19 protein-coding genes and 1 pseudogene are annotated in these 24,823 nt (G+C 57.6%); 17 read left to right on the forward strand and 3 right to left on the reverse strand.

Features of this window, described 5'->3' with window-relative positions:
• Window positions 1-199: 199 nt before the first annotated feature.
• Window positions 200-880: pseudogene (locus tag ACXAG1_RS12575) on the reverse strand (UPF0149 family protein).
• Window positions 881-1,163: 283 nt separating this feature from the next.
• Between ACXAG1_RS12575 and ACXAG1_RS12580 the strand changes: the two are divergent.
• Both ACXAG1_RS12580 and ACXAG1_RS12585 read left to right on the forward strand, forming a co-directional pair.
• Entirely contained in the window at window positions 1,164-2,345 is a 1,182-nt protein-coding gene (locus tag ACXAG1_RS12580) for a hypothetical protein (protein ID WP_475119879.1), read from the forward strand.
• Window positions 2,346-2,354: 9 nt separating this feature from the next.
• A complete protein-coding gene (locus ACXAG1_RS12585) occupies window positions 2,355-3,260 on the forward strand; it encodes a hypothetical protein (RefSeq protein ID WP_475090759.1) in 906 nt (301 codons plus the stop codon).
• Window positions 3,261-3,294: 34 nt separating this feature from the next.
• On the opposite strand, the gene malT is transcribed toward ACXAG1_RS12585, so the two are convergent.
• Entirely contained in the window at window positions 3,295-6,021 is a 2,727-nt protein-coding gene (gene malT / locus ACXAG1_RS12590; RefSeq protein WP_475090758.1) for an HTH-type transcriptional regulator MalT, read from the reverse strand.
• 386 nt (window positions 6,022-6,407) lie between these two features.
• Here malT and ACXAG1_RS12595 point away from each other — a divergent pair, with 386 nt between their 5' ends.
• The 14 genes from ACXAG1_RS12595 (at window position 6,408) to ACXAG1_RS12660 (ending at window position 23,145) form a co-directional block, all read left to right on the forward strand.
• Window positions 6,408-7,598 (forward strand): lytic polysaccharide monooxygenase, encoded by a 1,191-nt coding sequence (locus ACXAG1_RS12595; protein ID WP_475090757.1) that lies wholly within the window; start codon window positions 6,408-6,410, stop codon window positions 7,596-7,598.
• Between the two features lie 352 nt (window positions 7,599-7,950).
• Window positions 7,951-10,980, forward strand: coding sequence for a TonB-dependent receptor (locus ACXAG1_RS12600; RefSeq protein ID WP_475090755.1), 3,030 nt, complete (start codon window positions 7,951-7,953; stop codon window positions 10,978-10,980).
• Window positions 10,981-11,114: 134 nt separating this feature from the next.
• Window positions 11,115-11,828: a SapC family protein gene (locus ACXAG1_RS12605; protein ID WP_475119880.1), complete on the forward strand. Its 714-nt coding sequence runs from the start codon at window positions 11,115-11,117 to the stop codon at window positions 11,826-11,828.
• Window positions 11,829-11,882: 54 nt separating this feature from the next.
• Complete coding sequence (locus ACXAG1_RS12610; protein WP_475119881.1) at window positions 11,883-12,908, forward strand: cupin-like domain-containing protein; 1,026 nt, start codon at window positions 11,883-11,885, stop codon at window positions 12,906-12,908.
• Window positions 12,909-12,929: 21 nt separating this feature from the next.
• Window positions 12,930-14,441 (forward strand): tryptophan halogenase family protein, encoded by a 1,512-nt coding sequence (locus tag ACXAG1_RS12615; RefSeq protein ID WP_475119882.1) that lies wholly within the window; start codon window positions 12,930-12,932, stop codon window positions 14,439-14,441.
• 440 nt (window positions 14,442-14,881) lie between these two features.
• Window positions 14,882-15,772 carry a hypothetical protein gene (locus ACXAG1_RS12620; RefSeq protein ID WP_475090751.1) on the forward strand — a complete coding sequence of 297 codons (891 nt, stop codon included), beginning with the start codon at window positions 14,882-14,884 and terminating at the stop codon, window positions 15,770-15,772.
• A gap of 274 nt (window positions 15,773-16,046) precedes the next feature.
• Window positions 16,047-16,697 carry an MBL fold metallo-hydrolase gene (locus tag ACXAG1_RS12625; protein WP_475119883.1) on the forward strand — a complete coding sequence of 217 codons (651 nt, stop codon included), beginning with the start codon at window positions 16,047-16,049 and terminating at the stop codon, window positions 16,695-16,697.
• Window positions 16,698-16,920: 223 nt separating this feature from the next.
• Window positions 16,921-17,502 (forward strand): DUF2799 domain-containing protein, encoded by a 582-nt coding sequence (locus ACXAG1_RS12630; protein ID WP_475090749.1) that lies wholly within the window; start codon window positions 16,921-16,923, stop codon window positions 17,500-17,502.
• Between the two features lie 46 nt (window positions 17,503-17,548).
• The gene (locus tag ACXAG1_RS12635) at window positions 17,549-17,980 is read left to right on the forward strand and encodes a hotdog fold thioesterase (RefSeq protein ID WP_475119884.1); all 432 of its coding nucleotides are present in this window, start codon (window positions 17,549-17,551) and stop codon (window positions 17,978-17,980) included.
• A 24-nt stretch (window positions 17,981-18,004) separates the two neighbouring features.
• On the forward strand, window positions 18,005-18,709 hold the full coding sequence (locus tag ACXAG1_RS12640; RefSeq protein ID WP_475119885.1) for a M48 family metallopeptidase: 705 nt from the start codon (window positions 18,005-18,007) through the stop codon (window positions 18,707-18,709).
• Between the two features lie 449 nt (window positions 18,710-19,158).
• Window positions 19,159-19,527, forward strand: coding sequence for a DUF2750 domain-containing protein (locus ACXAG1_RS12645; protein ID WP_475090745.1), 369 nt, complete (start codon window positions 19,159-19,161; stop codon window positions 19,525-19,527).
• 123 nt (window positions 19,528-19,650) lie between these two features.
• Window positions 19,651-20,049, forward strand: coding sequence for a VOC family protein (locus ACXAG1_RS12650; protein ID WP_475090743.1), 399 nt, complete (start codon window positions 19,651-19,653; stop codon window positions 20,047-20,049).
• Between the two features lie 28 nt (window positions 20,050-20,077).
• Window positions 20,078-21,010 carry an SDR family oxidoreductase gene (locus tag ACXAG1_RS12655; RefSeq protein ID WP_475090742.1) on the forward strand — a complete coding sequence of 311 codons (933 nt, stop codon included), beginning with the start codon at window positions 20,078-20,080 and terminating at the stop codon, window positions 21,008-21,010.
• A gap of 134 nt (window positions 21,011-21,144) precedes the next feature.
• Complete coding sequence (locus ACXAG1_RS12660) at window positions 21,145-23,145, forward strand: SLC13 family permease (protein WP_475119886.1); 2,001 nt, start codon at window positions 21,145-21,147, stop codon at window positions 23,143-23,145.
• A gap of 56 nt (window positions 23,146-23,201) precedes the next feature.
• On the opposite strand, the gene ACXAG1_RS12665 is transcribed toward ACXAG1_RS12660, so the two are convergent.
• Window positions 23,202-23,648 carry a CBS domain-containing protein gene (locus ACXAG1_RS12665; RefSeq protein WP_475090739.1) on the reverse strand — a complete coding sequence of 149 codons (447 nt, stop codon included), beginning with the start codon at window positions 23,646-23,648 and terminating at the stop codon, window positions 23,202-23,204.
• A gap of 642 nt (window positions 23,649-24,290) precedes the next feature.
• Here ACXAG1_RS12665 and ACXAG1_RS12670 point away from each other — a divergent pair.
• A complete protein-coding gene (locus ACXAG1_RS12670) occupies window positions 24,291-24,767 on the forward strand; it encodes a hypothetical protein (RefSeq protein ID WP_475090738.1) in 477 nt (158 codons plus the stop codon).
• Window positions 24,768-24,823: the final 56 nt, after the last annotated feature.

Genomic DNA, 24,823 nt, shown 5'->3' on the forward strand with positions numbered 1-24,823 from the left:
TGGTGCCCGCTTACCTCCTCCCTGAAAGGGGGGGAGGGGTCCGGTTACTGTGGCCTCCCGGTGGTTTGGCGGTATGAACTGCTAGATGCGCTGCGCTTATCTACCCTACAGGTGGGCGGAGGAGGGGCTGGCATTGCGTAGGGTGGATAAGCGCAGCGCATCCACCCTGTTGCGGAGTGCGCTCTTCGCTATTGCTGCATCAATGCAGGCAACACTTCTTGTATTTCTTCCCGCTTCCGCAAGGGCAAGGCTCATTGCGCCCTATCTTGGGCTCGGCAAGGAGGGGCTCCGATTGAGCAACGGGGGGCGGCATTTGATCCTGACGCTGATCCAGCCAGTAAGCGTGGAGAATGCGGGCGGAGGGCTCGACTTCGGCTTGGGCGTCGGCTTTTTGTTCTTCTGTGAACGTATCAAGTAGCGCAATTCCTTGTTCTGTGGCGTGCAGGGAGATGAATGCCTGGGCGCTTTCGATACCCTCGGGCAGCGTGCTCCATAGATCGGCGCGCAATGCAACCGCGCGCATATATCCGAAGCACCACAGGCCAACAACTTCCTGGCCTTCCTCATCTTCGATGAACAGGGCCTCGTAGGCTTCCGGTTCCTCGAGAAGAACGTCTGCGCTGTTGTTCATAATCCTGAAAACGATGTCAACAAAGCGCGAAAACTCCTTTTCACTCTCCCACTCGGGCACTTGGTCTTCGCCACCCCAGATTTCCGGAATTCATTCGCTGGGTAAAATGATCTCCGGGCCCGACACAATGGCGGTAAGAAACCCCTCTAGCTCGGAGGCGTTGAAAATGCTGTGCTCCGACTCGTACTTCTCCAGCGTGGCGTCTAGAAATTCGAGGTCGTCTTGCTCGTCGTTTAGGGAGTGGTCCATATAAAGCTTATGCTTTCGCTTGCTTGAGGTGAGGGCGGTAGGGGGAGAATACAGGGCAGGGCCCGGGCATTCTACCGGGCGAGGCGGTAGGTGCACTGCGCTTATCTACCCTACGGGTGGGCGGAGGCAGGTGCGGTATTGCGTAGGGTGGATAAGCGCAGCGCATCTACCATTGATTGCAAAAGTGGTACGGGTGTGCACCCAATAGTCCTTGAAGGGGGTTATAGCGCTCTTTAAGATTCTGGGCACTTTCACAGGGAATTGAAATACGGCAAGGAATCGCATGAGTCTCCCACGTACCTCTCTCCAGCTTTCTCCAAAGAACACCACGCTGATCGCCGGACAACGCGCTGGCAAACCCATCAGTTGCGCCCCCGAGCTGAAACCGGTCTACGACCGCCTGCAGGCGGCTGCAGACCGCAATCACCACTGGGCGCGTATCGCCGTCAAGGAACTGAATGCACTGACCACCGGTATGTTGGGTAAAAACAACGTGTATGTACGGCCCGGTGAGCGCCAGCGTGGCACCGGTAGTGAGAAATATTATGTGTTCTTGCCGGGACTGAAGGCAACTGTGGTGCGATGGATGAATGATCAGTTTTGTATTTTGGAGCTGGACCTAGATGACAAATATTTCGAAATTAAGGGACTGGCCAAAGAGCGAAGCAAGCTGGGACTATATCGCGTCAGAAAAGAACGGGACCGGTGGGAGACTAAATATGTCCAAGATGGCAAAGTGCATAAGCAAAAAGGGCGCTTGGTAACCGTAGCGGACTCAGGATATGAATCCGCTATAGATGCAGCCTCCTACAGCATCCCAGGGGCATTAGAGTTTTTCGGCAAGAACACGGTAGGTATTCGGGAAGGTGGTGCCGACTTACATTTTACACCTGGTTCTAAGCCTATAGGCGGTCTCAGAAGCTACAACGCATTGATGATTGATCATTCCCGCGCGTCAGCTTTGCATCTGGCGGCAAGTATGGAGAGTGCGCGCGAAGTCAAAAATGTTGCTTGGGTGGCAGACTTTGGTGGATCAGCAGTGTTAACCCAAGCGATGCAAATACTTGTCAGCAAGGGGGTGACGCTGGAAGGCCACACGGTATATCTTCATAAGCCGCGCACTTCTCCTGGCAATGCGCTCAAGTTGGCTCATAAATTAAACTTGAGCCTAAATGAGAGTTTTGCCAATACCGGTCTGAACCCACGGGGTATATTAAGTCAGTTCTCAGTTGCGGGGGATCGACTGAATAACGATGATGATCCATACAATCGCGGGTACCACGCCTTCGCATGGTTTAAGGGTGTCGTGGGCGTTTCCACTCCCGTTGGTGTAACCGCTGCAATTATGACTAGCCCAACAGCCGCAATGCTAGGTGGTATTGCTACTGCAATTGGTGGGGCTGGAGCGATATATGCGATAGGTCAAAGTGTGGCTCAGGATTTGCGTCGGCGCTACAAATTATGAGGGGATTCCATGCGTAATTTGATTAAGTACCCACCATTGGAGTGGCGTAAAAAACATACCTATTGTTCCCCGCAAGGTCCGAGCTTTAACTCGGCTTCTAGGATCGAGATACAACTTGGCGGGAGTGCTCTGCAAATAAAAGCTCCAAACCATAGTCCACGGCGGTCAACAGTAAAGCAGGTACGAGTGATTCCAGGTCGAGATGTGTTGGCTGATCCGCGGCTTGGTCGATTTGCTGAAGGTGTTATGGCAAATCGAGATTGGGGGAGAATTTCTTTGCTAGCAAGAAATTGGGCTTTCTACGGACCGTGGATGAGCGGGTGTAAGGGCGAGCTTAGGATGAGTGTTGCTTTGATTGGCCGTGCCGAGAACTGTACTTTCTCCAATATTTCCTTTTTAAATCCGAAAGCTTTTGAAGTTGTGCTAGTTCGATATTTAAACGAGCTATACGGTCACGAAAACTGGGAAAATGAGGATTCGCATATTGCGCGGTACTACGGTCCTGTAGATTGGCAGTGTCATCATCATTTTCCTGTGCCCAGTGCCAGTTTCAAAATTTACAATCAGGGAGAAGACTCCAGCGATCTCGCTTTACCTGATCACTTGTTCGTGTTTCCGGTGACCAATCAGCACTTCGTTGAAGTCTGCTTTGTGCAGGAATACTACGGCCGTGACGAGAACGGTAATTTAGCTTTCGATACTAGTCCGATGCAGGAGCTTCAGGATAATGTGTTCAACAGCATAGCCTTGGAACTCGGGCCTGAAACTCAAGCCAAGGTCGACAAGATTAAAGCCGAAGTCGGAAACATGCAGCTCTGCAAAGTATTCGCCCCTCTGAAATGGCCCACCAATATCTATCCACCGGAGCCAGCAGGCGCACCGGAAATGCGAAAATCCTTGAAAGCCGGTTGTTAAAACCGGCTTTTTTATTGCCCATTTGGACCTCGCTTCAGGGCTTGTCCTGCACCGAGCGCAACAGTTGCTCGGCCAGGGCGATGGCCTGCTGGCGGTCTTTCACATCCAGCTTCTGATACAGGCTGCGGATATGCGTCTTGATAGTGCTGGGGGCGACCTTGAAGTGCCGCGCGATGCGCTCGTTGGAGAGGCCTGAGTGAATGGCATTCAGCACCTGCCACTCCCGGGGGGTGAGGGGGGAGTGGCGGAGGAAATCGGGCACCGCGTCGCTGGCGAGGATTTCCCGCACGATGGTCTCGTCCAGCTCGATGCGGATACCGCCGCCCAGTTCCGGCTGTTGCTGGGCGAGTTTGATCAGCTGCTGGGCCTTTTCCTGCAGGTTCTCGCTGAGTGCCTGTTCGCCGGCTTCCTCGAGCGCCGCTTTCAAAATCACGATCATCGGCTTGCCGATTTGCAGGAAGCTTGCGGTCAGGTCGCTGTCCAGCATGATGGTAAGTGCGGCGCGGATATGTGCCAGGGCCTGTTCGCGGCGCTCGCGCAGCCACGCCAGATGCGCCGCAAGGACGCGGTTGCGCAACTGGTCGGTGATCAGGCCGCACTCCTCTGCCACCTGTTGCAGGCGGCCCAGCAGCCGGTTGGCGTCGGACCAGCGGTGCAGGGCTATGAGTGCGCGCACGTGGTTGCGGCCGTGGCACTGTTCAAAGTGATTGCTGGGGCGATCTGCCACCGGCTCTGCCTGCTCCTGCCAGATAGCAATTGCCTCGGTATTTTCCAGGGCCTGCCACACCCGCATGCGCGCTGCGCCCGCGTTGGCTACCCAGTCGCGGTGATACTGTTCACCGGCGAGCAGGTGTTCGACCCGCTCCATCCACTCCAGACACTCGTCCTTGTCGCCGCGCGCCAGTGCCACCTTCAGTAGCAACGTGTATTCCGGCAGCAGCCAGCGCTCGCCCACCTTGCGGTTGATCTGCATTCCGCGGCGGGCAGAGTCGGCTGCGCCGTCCAGGTCGCCGGCTTCCCATTGCAACTGGCCCTTGAGGCGGTAGATAAACTCGGAGATCGGCAGGCCCACCAAGTGGTGCTCTTCCACCAGGCGTTGCGCGCGGGCCTGCAGCGCGGCGGCTTTTTTCAACAGGCCGTTGGCAAAGGCGATTTCGGTCTGCTGGCACAGGGCCCAGGCGGCATTGGGGATATCCTGGCGGGCGATGGTGGCCTTTTCCACGGCTTCCATATGGTGCATGGCCTGATCCAGTTCACCCAGGCAGAAGCTGGTTTCGCCGATCACCAGCTGCGCGGATATTCGCTCGTTCAGCTGATCTGCGGGGAGAAGTTCGAGGGCTTCCTGGGCGTATTCCTTGGCCTTGAGGATCTGCCCGCGGGACACGGAAACCTGCGCGCGCATCGCGGCGAAAGCACCTTCATACGCCTGCCACTGTTTGGGGTCCTCGCGCTGCAGCCAGCTCTCGGCCGCCGCCAGCAGTTTGTTGCAGCGCTCGTAGTCGAAACTGTCGCGGGCAAGCCGCGCCGCCAGCAGGGTAAAGCCCGCATGGCGTTTGATCTGATCTTCACCCAGCCAGGTGAGGCTGTCGTTGAGTACCCGGAACTGCCCCTCGCGCAGGAACTGCTCGCCCTGCTCGTCGATCAGCCGGTGTACCCGCTCGCGATCCTCGGCCTTGAGCGCGTGACGCAGGGCTTCCAGAGGCTGGTTGAGCTCCTGCCAGGTGTCGCTGGCGGTCTGGTGGAGCTGGGTGAGTTCGTCGCCGTCGGACAGTTGCCGTTGCAGGAAGCGCGCGAACACCGGGTGGAAGCGGAACCACTGGCGACTGGAATCTTGTGCCTGCAGGAATAGCCCGCGACTGGCAGCGGTTTCCAGTTGCTGCTGGCCGCCGCTCTGGCCACTCAGGCGCTCCGCCAGCAGGCCGTTGACCCGGGTGAGAATGGAGGTGCGCGCCAGTAACTGGCGCAGTTCCGGTTCCAGTCGTTCCAGCACTTCCTCGGCGAGGTAATCGAGAATATGTCCGTGACCCTGCTCCAGTTCGCCCAGGTAGCGGTCTACCTCCTCCTGGTTGCGCACCGACAGGGCAAACATCTGAATCGCCGGCGGCCAGCCCTCGGACAGCTGGTGCAGTTGCGCAACGCGGTCACTGCCAAGGGCGAATGGCAGGCGGCGGGCGAGCAGCTGGGTGGTCTCGTCGGTGGTCAGTGCCAGGTCTTCCGGGCCCAGCTCCAGCAGTCGCCCCTGCAGGCGCAGGGCGCCGAGCCCCAGTGGTGGCTGGCTGCGGCTGGTAATGACCACGCCGATACCGGCGGGGGCGTGGCGCAGCAGGAAGCGGGTGGCGTCGTGCACCGCCGGGTTGTCTATCTGGTGGTAGTCATCGAGAACAATACGCAGCTCACTGGGGAGCTGGCGCAGCTCCGACAGCATCTGGCTGATCACCAGGGAGGGGTCGAGGTTGTGTTGTGCGGCGAGAATTTTGCTGGTCTCCGGCACGCCGTTGCCGGTGGCGCGGTGCACGCTTTCCACCAGGTAGCGGCAGAACTGGCCGGGTTCGTTGTCGCCACCGTCGAGGGAGTACCAGGCCACCGGGTTGTCCTGCTCCGCGGCCCAGGAGGTGACCAGGGTCGTTTTACCGTATCCGGCGGGGGCGGTAACCAGTAACAGCTGGTCACTCTGGCTCTGTTCCAGAAGGGACTGTAACCGGGGCCTCTGCAGGGTGTGTTCCGGGCAGTCGGGGAGGCTGTACTTGGAGGCTAGGAGCATGGCAATAACCGATCAGCAGGGCTTGAGCCGGGATTCCTATCGACCAGAAGCACTTAAGAACCCCGGAGACGCAATTGTACAGTTTTAGTGTGCCAGTCTCGTAGCTGTTTAGCCTCCTCCTCTCAAGGGGGGGAGGAGAACCCCAAACACGATTCGCCACTCTACTGGCCCCGGGGTTAGGGGGCTCTGAACTCTTGGAGGGCGTGTTTTTACGGTTGCCATGACAAACTGCGCATTATCTGGACTTGCGCCTTTTTTGCCCTTGAAGCTTGATGTTATCCACACTGTGGCATTTTGTCGCAGGGTGCCGGGGGCGCTCGGTTGTCCCTGCCCGTCCCTTCTCTGGTAGCAAATCAATACAACGCTGACTCAAGAGGATACGGAAAATGAAAATTCGCAGTTCGAAACCACAGAGGTGGCTAAAGTGGGCTGGTGCGTTGAGTGCCTCACTATTTGCCAGCGCGGCATTCAGCCACGGGCTGATGGTTGAGCCCCCGTCGCGAAACGCCCACTGTGGCTTGAATGAAAAACCGGATCAGGCCACCACACCGGCCTGCGTGGAGGCCGCACAGTTGGACTCCAACGGTATGTACCAGTTTATGAGCGTGCTGACCCATACCATTGGTCGTTCCGGTGGCGACTCCACCAATGTGTGTGGCTATGACAGCGAAACCTGGAACGGTGGGCCCTCACCGTGGGATCACCAGCTGGATTGGCCCACCAGTTCAATGAGTGCCGGCCCCCAGACCTTCTCCTGGAATATCAGCTGGGGTCCGCACTGGGACGATACCGAAGAGTTCAAGTACTGGATTACCCGTGAAGATTTTGTCTATCAGGTCGGCAGCACGCTCACCTGGGATGCATTCGAAGACGAGCCTTTCTGTGTACTGAATTACGACGATACAGATCCCGATGGCAACCCGGCAGTGGTGGCCGAAAAAGCCAGCAACCTGTTCCACACTACCTGTGAGGTGCCTGAGCGGGAAGGGCGCCATATCATTTACGGTGAGTGGGGGCGGAATTACTTCACCTACGAGCGTTTCCACGGTTGTGTCGATGTCGCGTTTGACGGCAGTGGCTCCGGCGGTGGTTCTTCTTCCAGCAGTGGTGGCTCGTCATCTTCCAGCAGCTCATCTTCCGGTGGCACGTCCTCCGGTGGAAGCTCCTCCTCTTCTTCCTCAGGCGGTAGCAGCTCCAGCTCTGGCGGCAGCTCAAGCTCAAGTTCCGGCGGTAGCTCCAGTTCCAGCTCGAGCTCTGGAGGCAACGCGGGCAGCGGCGTTCAGTGTGAATATGTGGTTTCGAATGACTGGGGTAGTGGCTTTACCGCAGAAGTACGCCTGACCAATATCGGCGACCAACCGGTAACCGGCTGGGAAGTGGAGTGGGAGTACGCGGATGATACGGTGCTCACCAATACCTGGAATGCCATCGTCAATGGCATGGGGCCGTTTACCGCCAGTAACCTGAGCTGGAACGAAACCATCGGTGCCGGCCAGACCGTCACTTTCGGCGTGCAGGGTGAAAAATCCGAAGGCGTTGCCGAGGTGCCCGAGATTACCGGTGCCATCTGTAACTGATCCCAATCAGCGCACGGTGTAAACAGGAAAGCCAGCGGGTAACCGCTGGCTTTTTTTGTGGGCGCTGGCTGCGCCAGTTGCAGTTGCGTGCGCCTGGCAGCGGCCGGATGTCAATTTTAAGCGCGGGTAGGGGGGACTATTAATTCTCGTGAATCGTCCTCTTGGGTAGATAGGGCTGCATTCCCCGCACAATTGCGTGGGGAGAAGACGCTCGGGGTGCCCCTATCCTGCCCTTACCCCGCAGCGCGGACGACTGTCGAAAATCAAACAATAACCAAAGATCGTCGCCAGCCTCTTTCTTCAAACGGATCGAGAGAGCCCATGGCGGCACATTGCGAAGAGGGAAACCCAAATGTTCGAACGCAAGAAATTGTCCGGTGCAGTAGTGGCGGCGATTGCCTCCATGGCCTGTGCGCCTCAGCTGTTTGCCCAGGAAAACACCACCCTGGAAGAGGTCACCGTTACCGGCATTCGCGCCTCCATGGAGCGTGCCATGGATATCAAGCGCGATTCCGCCGGCGTTGTTGATGCCATTTCCGCCGAAGACATCGGCAAATTCCCCGATACCAACCTGGCAGAGTCCCTGCAGCGGATTACCGGTGTGTCCATCAACCGCGTCAATGGTGAGGGTTCGGAGATTACCGTGCGCGGCTTTGGCCCCAGTTTTAACCTGGTGACTCTGAATGGTCGCCAGATGCCCACCTCCAATGTGTCCATGGTGGGTGGTGATCAATCAGTAGAAGAAAACAGTAATGCCGGTACCGGGCGTTCTTTCGACTTTTCGAACCTGGCGTCCGAAGGTGTTGCAGGGCTGGAAGTGTACAAAACCGGCCGCGCGTCTTCCCCTACCGGTGGGATTGGTGCCACTGTGAACATCAATACTGTTCGCCCATTGGAAAATCCCGGTATTCAGGCATCTCTGGGGGTGAAGGGGATGCACGACACCGGGGTGAACTTTGAGGGTGAGGACATTACCCCGGAAACTTCCGGACTGTTCAGTTGGACCAATGAAGAAGAAACTTTCGGGGTGGCACTGTTTGGCTCTTATCAGGAGCGCAATGGTGGCACCCGCAGTTCCACAGTAAACGATTGGGACATCCGCACCGGTGCTACCATCAACGATGGCTCCAGTGAATTTGTCGGCAACGACACGATTATCAATAATGCCCCGGACGACGATCAGCTGGTGGCTATTCCCAAGGACAGCCGCTACCACGTCTCCACAAACGAACGTCAGCGCACCAATGCCCAGCTCACCATGCAGTTCCGCCCGCGGGAAGATCTCACCCTGACTGCGGACGCCATGTACGCAAACAACGAGCAGACCGAGCAGCGCGTGGACCAGGGCAACTGGTTTAATGCCATTCGCAGTGAGATGACCTTTGACGGCAACTCCACCGTGTCGACCCCCATTTATCAATATCAGGACGTGCCGGGCGATGTAAAAGACCTGGGACTCGAGCAGCAATTGCGTTCAACCGAAAACACTCTCGAGTCCTTTGGCTTCAACGCCGATTGGGATGCCACGGATACACTGAGTTTCAGTTTTGACGCTCACACCTCACAGTCCAAGTCGAACCCTAATGGGCCCATGGGCACAAGCTCTATTCGCTTTGGCATTGGCGCCTTTGTAGTAGATGGCCACACCCTGGATGTAAGTAGCGGCTTCCCGGTTTCCGACATTGTTTTCAATGACGATCACTACAACGGTAATGGCCAGCTGGATGCCAATGAACTGGCATCTTCCGTTGTGCGAACCACCACCGCCAGCCAGGAGCACCAGATTGATCAGTTCGCAATTGACGGCAGCTGGGAGCTGGAGAACGGCCGCATCGATTTTGGCCTGAGCAGTATTGCGTCGGATATGACTCAGCAAAATATGCGCACAACTCAAACATTGGGTGGCTGGGGTAACCGCACTCCAGACGTCCCCGCCGATCTGGTGGAAGCCTTCTGCATGACCTGTATGTTTGAAGACTTTAATACCGGCAGTGATGGCCTCACCGTGTACCGCGGAAATGCCGGCGAACTTTACTCTGCAATGGTTGAGCCGTGGACGGCTGACAATATTGACACTCAGTTGTTCAATACGGTTGAGGAAGATATTCAGTCCGCATACTTCCAGCTTACTCTGGATGGCGAGCTGGGCAGTTTCCCAACACAGTTGGTCGTCGGTACCCGCTTTGAACAGACCGATACCACATCCACCTCGCTAGTGTATGTGCCCTCTGGGATGCATTGGAAGGCGGACAATGACTTCGAACGCAAACTTTCGGATGAAGTACTTCCTGTAAGCCTGGACGGCAAGTACAACAATCTGTTGCCAAGTCTCGATTTCTCCATCGATCTGCGCGAAGACCTCAAAGGACGTGTGTCTTACAGCAAGACCATCGCTCGCCCCGACTATGCGGCATTGTTCTCATCTGTGTCAGCGGAAAAGCCCTCCGGGCCCACTGCTTTAGGGGTGGTACCAGTCGGTTCCCGCGGCAACCCGGAACTGCAGCCTTTGGAGTCGGATAATTTTGATCTGTCGGTTGAATGGTACTACGGAGACAGCAGTTATGTTTCTGCAGGGTTCTATGAGAAACGTGTGGCTAACTTTATCGGTGATGGTAAGTTCCGTGAGTCGCTGTTTGACCTGCGTGACCCAAGCTCCGGCGCGCCGGGTACTCGCTCCGGTGACGCCCTGGACGCCCTGGAAGACCTGGGAGTAGACGCCAGCGAGGCGCACCTCTTCACCATGACTGCACTGATCGATAATTTCAGTATTGCCGATGCGAAGTCCATGTTTGAAGCGGAGCTGGTGGATGGCAACCTACCGCAGGGTTATGTGGATCAAATTCTGACCGACTACGATGTGGTCGCGAATGCTGACGACCCGTTCTTCGAATTTGATGTGACCTCCAAGGTCAACAACCGCGAAGCGAAGATCCATGGCTTTGAGCTGGCGGCGCAACACTTTTTCGGGGAAAGCGGATTTGGCCTGCAGGCCAACCTGACCACTGTACGTGGGGACGTTGGCTTCAATAATGGCGCCGACCCGACCGCGACGCAGTTCGCGCTACTCGGTCTCAGTGACAGTGCCAACCTGGCGTTTATCTACGAGAACTTCGGTGTGTCGGCGCGACTGGCCTACAACTGGCGCGATGAGTTCCTGTCGCAGGTTAACCGCGGTGCCTCCAACAACCCGGTCTACGTGGACGAATTCGGTCAGCTGGATATGAATATCAGCTACGAGGTCACCGATAACCTGACTGTACTGTTTGAGGGCCTGAACCTGACGGAGGAAAGTCTGACTCACTTCGGTCGCGACAAGAGTAATGTCTGGTTTGCTCAGGAACTTGATGCGCGCTATCTGATCGGTGCGCAGTACAAATTCTGATGGTATCCATGTCGGACCTGTTCGACATTGGTATCAGCAGAAATGACGAGTGTTTAACCGGGGGACCGCTGCATTTGCAGTGGTCCCTTTCTGCGTTGTAAAAAAGACAAAATAAAAACAATAAGGTGAGAGAGATGACCCAATCTGTACTACTGGATAACGTCAAGCATCACGATCTCAGGGTGCGCACCGATTACGCAGCGGAATTGGGGGATGGCGTCAATCAGGTTCTGGTTTTTCCTTCGGAGTACCAGCACCTACAGCGTGAATACCCAATCCTGTTTTTTCGCGATAACGACAGTGGCGAGTACCAGTCGGTGGCGCTGTTGGGGCTGGACCGCGACGAAAATCTGTACCTGGATAACACGGGCTGGCAGGCGGATTATGTACCGGCGGTACGCGCGCGGGGGCCCTTTCTGATCGGTCTGCAAAGCGGCGGCGAACCGATGATTCACGTGGATATGAGCAGCCCACGGATTAGCCGGCAGCAGGGAGAGCCGGTGTTTTTGCCCCATGGCGGGAACACGCCTTACCTGGAACGGATCAGTGGGATTCTGCAGCTGATTCATCGAGGTGCGTCGGAAAACCGGCACATGTTTGAGGCGTTCGCCGCCTGTGATTTGATCGCGCCGGTGAAGCTCGAGCTCAAACTCAGTGAGAGCGAGCAGTACACCATCGAGCACTTCAGCACAATCAACGAGGAGCGCCTCGCCGCATTGAACCCATCCGAACTGGCGTCGTTACACCGCGCCGGTTTTCTGAAGTACGCATTTCTTGTGGTCGCTTCGCTCAATAATATCTCCCGCCTGATAGAGAAGAAAAAGCGGGTATTGGCGCGCGCAGCATAGCGCGCCGGTACTAACGCAATCTGATTCGGGTTTGGGCCGGGGAGCTAAATAGCGATGTTTGAAAAACGCGTAAACGATATTGAGGGGGCGTCCCTCGATGTACTGCCGCTGGATGCACTGGTTGAGGGGGATGCGCCGGTTGTGATCCGCGGTTTTGCCCGGCACTGGCCGCTGGTCGCAGCGGGGCTGGAGTCACCCCAGGCAGCCATGGATTATCTGCTGCAGTTTTACAATGGTTCACCACTGGTCGCCTACATCGGCCCGCCGGAAATTGAAGGGCAATTCGGCTACAACGATTCGCTGACAGGTCTCAACTTTTCCGCACAGCGGGTTGTGCTGAACGATTTTCTGCAGCAGGTCGAAAAGACGCTTTCCCAGGAGGGAGCGCCCTCTCTGTATATCGGTTCCACAACGATCGATGCCTGTCTGCCGGGTTTTCGGAAAACCAACGACTTGCTTCCGCAGTGTGAAGCGCTCACACACTTCTCCCCGCTTGCGAGCATCTGGGTCGGCAATCGCACCGTAGCGCGTGCGCATTTCGATACCTCGTTGAATATCGCCTGCTCACTGGTGGGAGAACGGCGGTTTATTCTGTTTCCGCCGGAGCAGGTTGCCAATCTTTACCCCGGGCCACTGGAACCGACCCCGGGTGGACAGGTGGTGAGTATGGTGGATTTCCAGAGCCCCGACTTTGCCCGTCATCCGAATTTTCGTGCAGCAATGGAAAGCGCGCTGGTCGCGGATCTGTCACCGGGAGATGTGCTGTTTTATCCCGCTTTGTGGTGGCATCAGGTGGAGGCAAGGGCCAACTTCAACGTGATGGTGAACTACTGGTGGAACCAGACTCCTGCGTTTATGGATACGCCCATGAACACCCTGCTGCATGGCATGCTCAGCCTGCGGGACAGACCCGAAGCAGAAAAGCAGGCGTGGAGAGCACTGTTCGATTACTACCTGTTTGGTGATGCCGAAGTCCCGCGCGCCCATCTGCCGCAAGCGGCGCAAGGGCCGCTGGCGGCATTGGACAATATGACCGCGCGGCGTCTGCGCGCAAAACTGCTGCAGAAACTCAATCGCTGAACAGCGAAATGGGGAAAACCTATGCAAAACAACCGCATTAAAAAAGTCGTCATCGCCGGAGGTGGCACCGCCGGCTGGCTGGCCGCCGCGGCGCTCTCCAGACAGCTGGGTGCACTGGTGGATATCGAACTGGTGGAGTCCGATGCGATCGGCACCGTCGGCGTAGGGGAGTCGACGATTCCGACCATCTGCTCGTTCCACACGCTGCTGGGAATCGATGAAGCAGAGTTTATGCGCGAAACCCAGGCCACCTTCAAACTGGGCATCGAGTTTGAAAACTGGGGGCGCGAGAGCGATCGTTACGTGCACGGATTCGGGCAGCTGGGTAAAGCCAACTGGATGGGTGAATTCCACCAATTCTGGTTGCACGCGCAAAGCCTTGGGTTTGGTGGTGATATTGGAGAATACTGTCTGGAAACCCAGGCGCTCAACGCGCGGAAATTCGCGACCTCAAACAAGCCGGTTCTCAATTACGCCTACCATCTCGACGCTACCCGCTACGCCCGGTATCTGCGCGGACGCTGTGAAGCGCGCGACGGAGAGCGAGGGGTAAAGCGCACGGAAGGCAAGATTCGGCAAGTGACCACCAACAGTGAAAGCGGTTATATAGAGTCTCTTGTGCTGGAGAGTGGTGCTGTGGTGCAGGGGGATCTGTTTATTGATTGCACCGGGTTTCGCGCCTTGCTACTGGGGGATACTCTGCAATGTGGTTTCGAGGACTGGAACCACTGGCTGCCCACCGACAGCGCTTTTGCGGTGCAGTCGGAACTGGTGGGCGAGGCGCGGCCCAATACCCGGGCCATCGCGCGCAGTGCCGGCTGGCGCTGGCAGATTCCCCTGCAGTCGCGCATGGGCAACGGTATGGTGTTCTGCAGTGATTATCAGTCGGACGATGCGGCACGCGCGCAGTTCCTGGCGGAGATCGAGGGCGCCCCTCTATTTGACCCGCGTCTGATTCGCTATCGCGCCGGGCGCCGCCGCAACGCCTGGGAAAAGAACTGTATCGCCCTCGGCCTGTCCAGTGGTTTTGTGGAACCACTGGAGAGTACCAGTATCCACCTGATCATGATCGGTATTACCCGTTTGATGCAGCTGTTCCCCTTCGATGGGGTCACCCCCGGCCTGCGCAATCGCTTCAACGCGCTGTCCCGGGACGAACTGGAAAAGGTGCGGGACTTTGTCGTGTTGCACTACAAGGCCACCGAGCGGGAAGACAGCGAATTCTGGCGCTACTGCAGGCACATGTCGGTACCCGACTCCCTGGCGGAGCGTATTGCGCTCTTTTGTGAGAGCGCGCAGGTGCATCGCACTGCGGATGAGCTGTTCCGCCCCGACAGCTGGGTGCAGGTGATGCTCGGTCAGCACCTGCGACCGCAGGCCTACCACCCCATGGGCCGCCTGATGACCGAGGCGCAATTGCGCCAGGCGCTGCAGAGCCTGCGAGGGAATATCCGCACCGCGGTAGATCGACTGCCCGGCCACCAGCAGTTCATCAACCAGTATTGCCGCGCCGCCGCGCCCGAGACGGTGTAGGTAGCCACAGCCGCGCCGCAAAAGAAAAAGCCGGCGCGAGGCCGGCTTCAAGCAGAGATACGATGAGAGAGTTTGATCACCACGCGTTCAATCAATAGTGATCTAGGGGAACTGGTTACTTTGACGGGGCTGTGGCGCTCGAGTTCCTCGCGGCGCGAAAAAAACTGAATTTTTTTGTGCTTTTTTCCGACTTTGACCTGCTGGTGGCGCAAAAAGCATCTTTTGTGGCGCAATTCTTCCCATCGTCACCATCCAGTGTTACTTTTCCTGTGATTTCTTAATCGTTGTGGTACCTGTGTCACAGTTCGTTACAGGACGAACGCCACAGAATCCACAGAAAGCCGATGCGCGGGCAAACCCCGGCGAGGTATTCGCATCCAAGATAAGCCTAAAAATAACACTCAGTAGAACATCGAGTTCAACACGTCGGGGAGCGAACAATGGCCGATCTGGTAATCCTCGCGGCGCCGGGCATGGGTGCCGTGCACGAAGACTTTGCGGAGCCCCTGTTCCAGGCCCTCAAATCCGCCCTGGGGGACGACTGGTCCCGCATCCATACCGAATCCATTCTCTGTCAGGGGCACCTGCAGCCCAACCTCGAGCGCGTATTCGACGCCATGCAAAAGCGCGACATGGACTACCTGCGGGCGCGTAAATTCATGCTCTACGGCCTCTCCGAAGCCGCCGCCCAGCTCAGTGACATCCACCAGCGCGGTGGTAACTACGACAAAACCCAGCAGGCCATCTACCAGACCTTCGAACGCGCCGCCAAAGCCACCAGTGACAACGCCCCGGTCATCCTGCTCAGCCACTCCATCGGCTGCAGCATCCTCTCCAACTACCTGTGGGACGCCCAGCGCCCCACCATCAGCCACGGCATCTGGCGCGATGGCGGCCCCAAAGGCGTCCACAAAGCCTCCGCCAAAGACCTTTTCCTGCGCGGCAAAACCCTCACCCACTGGTACACCCTCGGCGCCAGCAACCCCCTCTGGACCGCCGCCATGGCCCGCGACCAGATTCAGGCTGTCACCTCAGATACCCGCGGTTACAACTTCCGCTGGAAGAACTTCTACCACCCCGACGACCTCTTCGGCTGGCCCCTCAAGCCCCTGAGCCCCTCCTATAACCAGGCCGTGTACCGGGACTACGAGACCCGCCCCCTGGCCGACTGGACCGCCGCCAGCTGGGGCCCGCAGCTGGTCTCCCACGATGGCTACTGGCAGAGTGAGCTGGTGCAGAAGAGTCTGATTGAGGATGTGAGAGAGGTTTTGAAGAAATCCTCTGCGCGCAGGCCGAGTCCTATGCAACGGGCGACGGCGGCGGCAATCTGATCGAAGTCATGCAGTAGATGCGAAGGCCCCGATACCGGGCAACGGCTTGTGAGACCTTCTGCGAGAGGGACCTCGCAGAAGAGCCCCCATGGATGGGTTATCGGGGGGGCGCCTAGCTCGTGTCTCACAAGCCGTTGCCCGGTAGCGGGGGCGCCCCTGACCTGGATTTGTAGGGATTATCGCCACCTAACGAGCTACGAAGTACCCGGGACCACCTTAGCCGGATAAGTCCACCAGCGTTATACTCGGCACCGAAGACAAACTAGGTACTCCCATGGCTCTGCAATTTCACTCGGTTCCCGTCACGCCCTTCCAGCAAAACTGCACCCTGCTGTGGTGCGACCAGAGCAAGCGCGCGGCCGTCGTAGACCCGGGTGGCGATGTCGACAACATCCTCGCCGCCGTGAAAGAACGCGGCCTGAAACTGGAGAAGGTCCTCCTCACCCACGGCCACCTCGACCACGTCGGCGGCACCAAACCCCTGTCCCGGGACCTCCAGATCCCCGTCGAAGGCCCCCAGCAGGCAGACCAGTTCTGGATCGAACAGATCGCCACCCAGGCCCAGATGTTCGGCTTCCCCCCGGTGGAAACCTTCACCCCCGACCGCTGGCTCAACGATGGCGACACAGTCACCATCGCCGACGAAGTGCTCGAAGTGGTGCACTGCCCCGGCCACACCCCCGGCCACGTCATCTTCTTTCACCGGGACAGCAACCTGGCCCTGGTGGGCGACGTCCTGTTTGCCGGCTCCATCGGCCGCACCGACTTCCCCATGAGCAATCATCAGGACCTTATCGACTCCATCACCAAAAAACTCTGGCCCCTCGGCGACGCAGTAAAATTCATTCCCGGCCACGGCCCCATGTCCACCTTCGGTCAGGAACGCCAGACCAACCCGTTTGTCGCCGACAAGCGTTTCGGTTGATTCAGTATGCATTCACCCTCGGGAGTGCTAAATGAAGCTCTGAATACTTATGGTGGCAGCGCTGCCACCGAGTGCAAACTCGTGAGACACGAGCTAGGCGCCCCCCCGATAACCCATCCATGGGGGCTCTTCTAAAACGTCCCTGTTTTAGAAGGTCTCACGAGTTTGCACCCGGCGTCAGCGCTTTCGCATCGGCTCTAATGCTTTCGGTCACAGGTCGGTTATGAAATTCTGGAAATTACTCACCCTTGTCTCAATCCCCTCAGCCCTGTTACTCACCAGTGGCTGTGCAGTAATTTCCGAAAACGAATGCCAGGCCGGCCTCTGGTACGAGCGGGGTATCGAAGATGGCGCACGCGGCCGCAGCCAGGCCACGGTCTACCAGATCGCGCAGAAGTGTCACGAATACGGTGTGCGTACCGATACCGCCGCCTGGATGCGCGGTCATGAAGAGGGGGTTGAACAGTATTGCACCCCGGAAAATGGTTTTGTGGTCGGGCGCCGCGGACGCGACTATGAAGGCGTCTGCACCGGCCCCACCGCCGACCTGTTCCTCGCCAATTACGAGCGTGGCCTGGCGGTCTACCAGGCCGAGCAGCAGTACGCCGCGCTGGCCAACCGCTATGAAGATGCGGAGCGCGAGGTGTATCGGATAGAGCGCGCCATGGACGATGCGGAAAGCAAGGAAGAGCTGCGTGCATTGCGCAGCCAGCGGCGCGGCCTGCTGCGGGAAATGCGCTACCTGGAAGCTGAGATGATGCGCTTTGGCGGTTTTGGTGCTTTTAACCCTCTGCTGTTTTATTGATATTCGTCGGCAACGTTTGTCACGATGAATAGTAAAAGGTGATTTCATGGCGATCTGGCACAGCAACCCTACGGTCGACGAAGTAAACCAGAGCATGGGCGAGTGCATGCCCACGTACCTGGGGATGAAGATTACCGAGATCGGGGACGATTATATTGTCGGCACCATGCCTGTGGATGATCGCACCCGCCAGCCATTCGGTATCCTGCACGGCGGCGCCAGTGTGGCGCTGGCGGAGACTCTGGGCTCCATGGCCGCAAATATGGTGGTGGATACCAGTAAATTTTACTGTGTGGGCCAGGAGATCAATGCCAACCACTTGCGCCCGGTACCGGATGGCACTGTGACGGCAAAAGCGAGCGCGGTTCACATTGGCCGCAGCAGCCAGGTGTGGGAAATCCGTATCCACGACCCGCGCGGAAAACTCAACTGTATTTCCCGCATCACTATGGCGGTGGTGCCGGTACCTTCAACTTAAATCTGATGTGACTCTGTATTTGCCGTGACCGGGGATTTGTTTACCTTTGAGGAAATTTCCTACCGCCTTGCCCGCTCGCCGCGCCGCAAGCGGCTGGGGCTGGTGGTCACGGAAAAGGGCGCGGAAGTGCGGATTCCCCAGCGCTGTGCCGAGCGACACGGCCATCAGTTTCTGCGTGAAAATATCCACTGGGTGCGCGAGCAGTTGCGCGGCGTCGAGCAGCGCAAGGCGCAGGTCCCGGAGCATCATTTTGCGTTTGGTGCACGTTTCCCGTGGCTCGGCAAAACCCTCGAGCTGGACCGCGCCGCCTGCGCGGCGGATGCGGGCATTCGCGACGGTTATATCCAGCTTTACAGCCGTGTGCGTGAACCGGATGAGGCACAGATTCAGGCTGCGCTACAGAAACTCTACCAGCGCGAAGCCCTGCAACTTCTCACAGAAAAATCTCACTATTTCGCTAGTCTTCTGGGGCTTAAATTCTCCTCGGTAAAAGTCCGTCGCACCCGCAGTAAATGGGGACACTGCACCATTCGGGGAGAGCTGCAATATAACTGGCTGGTATGTCTGGCCCCTGAGCCTGTTGTGGATTACCTGGTGATTCACGAGGTCTGCCATCTTCAACACCACAATCACAGTCGGGAATTCTGGGCGCTGGTCGCGAGTCTTTGTCCGGACTACAAACGGTTGCGGCGGTGGCTCAAGGAGAACGGCCACACTTTACAGCTGTAGTGGTGGGCCCGAGGTTTCGTGGTATCGGTGCTTCGGTTCTGGTTTAGTGGCGCCGGAGCACTGGGGAATAGTTTTTGGAACCGCTGTGAATACGTCCATGTACGCTGCGTCGCAAACGTCCCTGTTTGCGACGCTTCCAAAAACTATTCCCCAGCACTCCGGCTTATCCCGGGCTTTTTTACTTCGTAGTTTGTTGCGAAGTAATACGGTTCGAACTGAAGGAAAAGTGCCGGGTGCGGGTTTTCAGGAGCGTCGCAAACAGGATGTTTGCGCCGCAGCGCCCAGGGATGGGTTCACAGCGGTCCTGAAAACCCGCACCCGGTGCTTTGCCGCCACGGCAGGAATAACTGGGTACCACAAAGCTTGAACCAATACATCCCAGCGCAAGTTTCTACTTATCCCGTCCAATCTGGCGTAAACTCCCCACATCATTTTTAAGGCAAGCCGGTATGGAATTGGAACCTCTCGGAGACGACTTTGAGGAAAACTGCGCCCGCTTTCTGCCCGAGGCAGTAGAGCAGGGGTGTGTGTGGGCACTGGAAGGGGAAGAAGGCTTTGCCCTGTGTGAATCGGAGCGTCGTGCCGATACCGACGTTATGCCCTTCTGGTCCCAGCGGGAGTTTGCCGAAGCGCATGCCGTCGACGACTGGGCCGGCTACCAGGTCGTCCCCGTCGACCTCGAAGAGTTTATGGACGACTGGCTCGAAGGCATGCACGAAGACGTACTACTGGTCGGCATTAACTGGAACGACGAAATGGAAGGGGAAGAAATCGAACCCCTCGACCTGCTTGAACAACTCGAGCAGGAGCTCGACTGAGGGCAATCTGCGCTACGCAGACGTGAACTAGAGTCGTTCAAAAAACAAACAAGAATAAGTTGGCGACAAGTGCAGTGAACTGCATCCAAGCGCCGGAAATAAATCTCCAACAGGAGGTCTGAGATGAGTCAGTTTTCAGGGGTACAGAGCGTCATTTACGGCGTCAGTAATCTGGAAGAAGCCAAAGCGTGGTATACCACCCTGCTGGAAGTGGAACCCTATTTTGAAGCCGAATGCTATGTCGGCTTCAACGTCGGCGGCTTCGAGTTGGGGCTGGATCCCAGCGCGCGCAACGTGATCAGCCGTGCCGATGGCGTCGTCGCCTACTGGGGTGTTGCGGATATTGCCGCCCAGGTAGACCGGATGAACGGCCTCGGTGCGCGCCAGCACGGCGAGATTGTCGATGTGGGGGAGGGCATATTGATGGCCAGTTTCCTCGATCCGTTCGGCAATGTATTTGGACTCATCCAGAATCCGCACTTTAAACTGATGCCTACACCGACGCAGGAACCGTCCGACTGAGACCGAGCGCAGTATTGGAGCAGTAAACGTGAGCAAGCCCCCCGCCAACCGATTCCGCCCCTCTGACCAGGGCTTCGCCGCTGAAAGCCTGGCCCAGATCGGCCGTGGCTATGTGGTACCGGACCGGGTGGCGCTGATCACCGGCTGCTCCAGTGGCATTGGCCGTGAACTGGCGCTTGCCCTGCACGCCCGCGGCACTATCGTCATCGCGACCGCACGCCGTGCGGAAAGCCTGCAGGAACTGGCAGACCTCGGCATTGCCACCGAGTCCCTGGATGTGAATAACCAGGCCGATATCAATCGCGTGGTGCACGCCATCAAAACCGCGTATGGCCGACTCGATATTCTGGTGAACAACGCCGGTTACGGCCAGATGGGTCCGTTGCTGGAGCTGGATACCCGCACCCTCGAAGCCCAGTTCCGCACCAACGTCTTCGCGCCCATGGCCCTGGCCCGGGCCTGTGCGCCACTGCTCAAATCCCGTCGCCATGGCGTCATCTGCAATATCGGCTCCGTCTCCGGCGTTCTGCCCACCCCGTTTTCCGGGGCTTACTGCGCTTCCAAGTCCGCACTTCACACCCTGTCCGATGTGCTGCGCCTTGAGCTGAAGCCGTTTGGCATCCGTGTCGTCACCGTGCAGCCGGGGGCCATCGCCTCCGAGTTTGGACGTCATGCGGAAACCTCCCTGCGTGGGCTGTTGGCTCCGGACTCTTGGTACAAGCGCAGCGAAGATCACGTGCGCGCCCGCGCCGTGGAGTCCCAGCAAAATGCCACCCTCGCCCGCGACCTGGCCAAGTCCCTTGCCGCCGAGCTGTTGCGTAAGCGTCCCGCCAGCCTACTCAGAATCGGCAACAAAAGCCGGCTGCTGCCGTGGATCGCCCGCTGGCTGCCGCGCTGGCTGCGGGACCGGATGTTGTCCAAGCGGTTTGGGCTCAAGCGGTTGCAGCTCTCCAATCAATAAATTCGCGTTGCACATCGTCGCATTCAGTCAGAATCGAATGCCCTGACGCCGCCACCTCACCGCAAATCCACTATGTTTGTGCATAGCCCAATGATTTTCCTCGGGCCGAATTACCGCTGGAATTTTTTCCCCCTATGGCTCTCGACCAGATAACAATTCTCGCCATTCTGGCGGTTACTATCGTCCTGTTTATCTGGGGCCCCTGGCGCCATGATATGGTGGCTCTGGCGTCCCTGCTGGCCTGTGTGTTCACCGGGCTGATCGAGCCGGAAGAAGCGTTTACCGGGTTCGGTCACCCTGCCGTGGTCACTGTGGCCTGCGTACTAATTCTGAGCCGCGGACTGCAAAATACCGGGGCGATGGATGCGCTGGCCCAGAAAGTTGTCCCTAAAAGAGGGGGAATCACCCTCGCCATCGCCGCACTCTCTGCCCTGGGAGCGGCCATGTCCGGATTTATGAACAATGTCGGCGCCATGGCGCTGCTAATGCCCGTCGCCACCGATCTTGCCGACCGCTACGAACTGCCCCCTGGCAAGGTGCTGATGCCCCTTTCTTTCGGCACCATTCTGGGAGGGATGACTACCCTGATTGGCACGCCCCCCAACCTGATTGTCTCGAGTTTTCGCGCCAGCAGTGGCGCCGGCAGTTACGGCATGTTCGACTTCACCCCGGTGGGGGTGGTGGTGGCGCTGGTGGGCGTTGTATTCGTATCGCTGATTGGCTGGCGACTGGTGCCCGCACGCAATCAGGCGGGAGCGGGCACCTTTGATACGGGTACTTACCTCACGGAAGCCCTGGTGGGGGAGAAGAGTCCCTCCATTGGCAAGTCGCTGGCGGAGCTGGTCAAAATGATTGGCGACGAGGACGCCCAGGTTATCGGGTTGGTGTACAACAATGCCCGAGTATCCACCGCAATGCCGGGGCTACGGGTGCGCGCCGGGGATATTCTGGTGATCGAAGCGGAGCCGGAATCGCTGTCATCGGTTTTGTCGAGTCTCGGGTTGACGCTGGCGGCGGATCCACAAAATGTGGACGATACCGCGGTGGATAGCGCGGCGCCGGTACCGGAAGCGGAGGAGCCTGTGGAAGACCGGGGTGATCGCCCTCCGCTGGCCGAACAAAATATGGCGTCTGGGGCTCGTGAAATAGTCGAGATTGATGACGTAGAGATCCCGCCGGAGCTTGCCGCGGATTCCGGCGCTGGTAATGGGTCGGACACGAGTGGCAAGGAGAAGGGCGCCAAAAAAGAGGGGGATGAAAAACGGGGCCGGGAAAAGGCTGATCTTACCCTGCGCGAACTGGTGGTGCTGCCGGACTCTTATCTGATCGGTCGCACTGCGGAAAACCTGCGGCTGGCGGGCCGGTACGAGATCAATTTGCTGGCGCTGTCTCGCCAGGGGCGCCGTTCGGTAAAGCGTCTGAGCTCAACGGCGCTTAAAGGGGGGGATGCCCTGCTGATGATGGGCACCGAGGAGAACCTATCCAACTTTGCCAAAGAGCAACGCTGTGTGCCGCTTGCACAGCGGGATATTACGATTCCCAATAAAGAGAAGGCCTATGTGGCGCTGATCGGGATGGGGTTGGCGGTGGCGGGAGCGGCGTTTGGCTTGCTGCCCGCAGCAATTTCGTTTGCTACCTGTGTGCTGGCGTTTATGGCGTTGAAAGTGGTGCCGCTGCGCAATATGTATGAAGCGGTGGATGGCTCGGTGATTGTGTTGCTGGGGGCATTGATCTCGGTGGCCGCGGTGATGGATTCCACGGGGGCGGCGGATGTGGTGGCGAAGTTGATGCTGGACAATCTGGCGCAGGGGAATCCTGTATACGCACTGGTGCTGATTCTGGTGGTGACGATGACGCTGTCGGACTTTATGAACAATGCGGCGACGGCGGCGGTGATGTGCGCGATCGCGTTGAGTGCGGCGGCGCAGCTGGATGTGAATCCGGACAGTTTCCTGATGGCGGTGGCGATTGGCGCGTCCTGTGCGTTTCTGACCCCGGTTGGCCACCAGAACAATACCTTGATTCTGGGCCCGGGCGGTTTCAAGTTCGGCGACTACTGGCCCATGGGCTTGCCCATGGAAATTCTGGTGGTCGCCGTCTCGGTACCTATGTTGTTGTGGGTCTGGCCCTTGTGAACTTCGGCTTACCTATTGTGGCGTTACCGCTACCGGTAACTTCCCTCTAACCTTTATCACGCCACATCATCATCCGGTGACTGTACCAGAGCCGCCAGATACTCCCCGCAAAACCGCAGCGCATCCGTCACCGTAACAATCCCCGCCAGCTCGCCTTCCTTCATAACCAGTACCGAGCCAATACCGGTTTCCGCCATGGCCAGCAGGATCTTGTCGAGTGGGTCGTGGATGTCGGTGATATAGGGGCGGCGGGCGCAGAGGTCGCGGACGTAGAGTTGCTGTTCTTCCAGGCGGTGGCCGGGTGAGCGGGCGCGCTCGATGTCGCTGCGTGAAATGACAGTTTCCAGGTCGCCGTCCTTGGTGACGGGGAGATGGTGGACGCTGTGTTCTTGCATCAGGGCCTCGGCGGCTTCGATGGGGGCGTCGATGTCGATATGGTAGGGGAATGGCGTCATCAGCGCGGCTAAGGTGGGCATATGGTGAATGTCGCGGATTTTGTTCATAGGCCTTTTTTCACTCCCTTTCTGGATACCGCTCGCCGATATCGGCGCCCTCTGCACAAGGATAGATCAGTGGTTTGGCGGCGTTTGGATATGAAGTTTCGTTTGCCGGCCTTTCGAATAAGCGTTGGCTATTTATAGACAACACAGTATTATGCGCAGCCTTGGCGTATGGGCATTTTTGCCCGGCAAGAGATCAATCTCCAGATATGTACTTGAAATACCAAATTCTGGTATTACATTGTTGATGTCTGCGCATACGATTTATAAATACTATTTGCCTGATTTCTTTTTCGAATAGTCCGCTTGATGACTCCGAGTGCCCGTAGTCCGGGTGTTCGGCCGGGTTCGGTAGAAATGGCCATATGTGGTTTTTACGTGGCCGGCAGATGTTATGGATATATCGCAGCTACCCGCTGAATACGCCTGATTGCCACGGCAGATATACAGCAGTTGCCGTATTTGGGTGAAGAAATGTAAATACATTTGCAAACCCGCTGAAGATAAGTACCAAGCCAGGAGATATACCAGCTCCCGGTTAATTTCTTATTTGGCTTATATTACTCGGCTTGCGGCCGTGTATTTAGGCAAATTGACACTCTATCAAACCACTAAACCGCAATATATATCGAGGCTCACGTATATATGTTCCAAGATTACGATCAAATCGAACAACAAATTGCCGAACACCAGGCCAAAATTGAAGAGCTGCAGGAGCAGATGGCGAAGGCCGAGCGCAAGAAGCAGGGCGTTATTGCCTTTGACAAGGCGCTGGTCAACCTGGCTGCTGAGTACGAAATGGAAGAAGATGAATTCTTCCCCGCCCGCGGCGAGATGATTGTGGATTGGCTGGTGGGCCAATTGAACAATGACGATGCGCCGGACTTCGTGCGCTCCCTGAAGGCCCGTGTCGCCCGCCACCTCAAGCGTGAAGGCGAGACTCCGCGCCGTGCAACCCGCAAGGCGGCCAGCAGCAAGCCAGCAGAACCGAAGCTGGAAACCGGGCATTACCGCAACCCCTACACCAATGCCACCATTGAGAAGAAAAAGCGCAATCCCAAGCAGCTGAATCAGTGGGTCGAGGAACACGGCCTGGAAAAGGTGCAGTCCTGGAAGATCTGATTTCCCTGCAGCCAGGCGATTGATAAAACCCCCGGTGGTCCCAGCTGCCGGGGGTT

The sequence above is a fragment of the Microbulbifer sp. ABE4_465 genome (assembly GCF_056160765.1).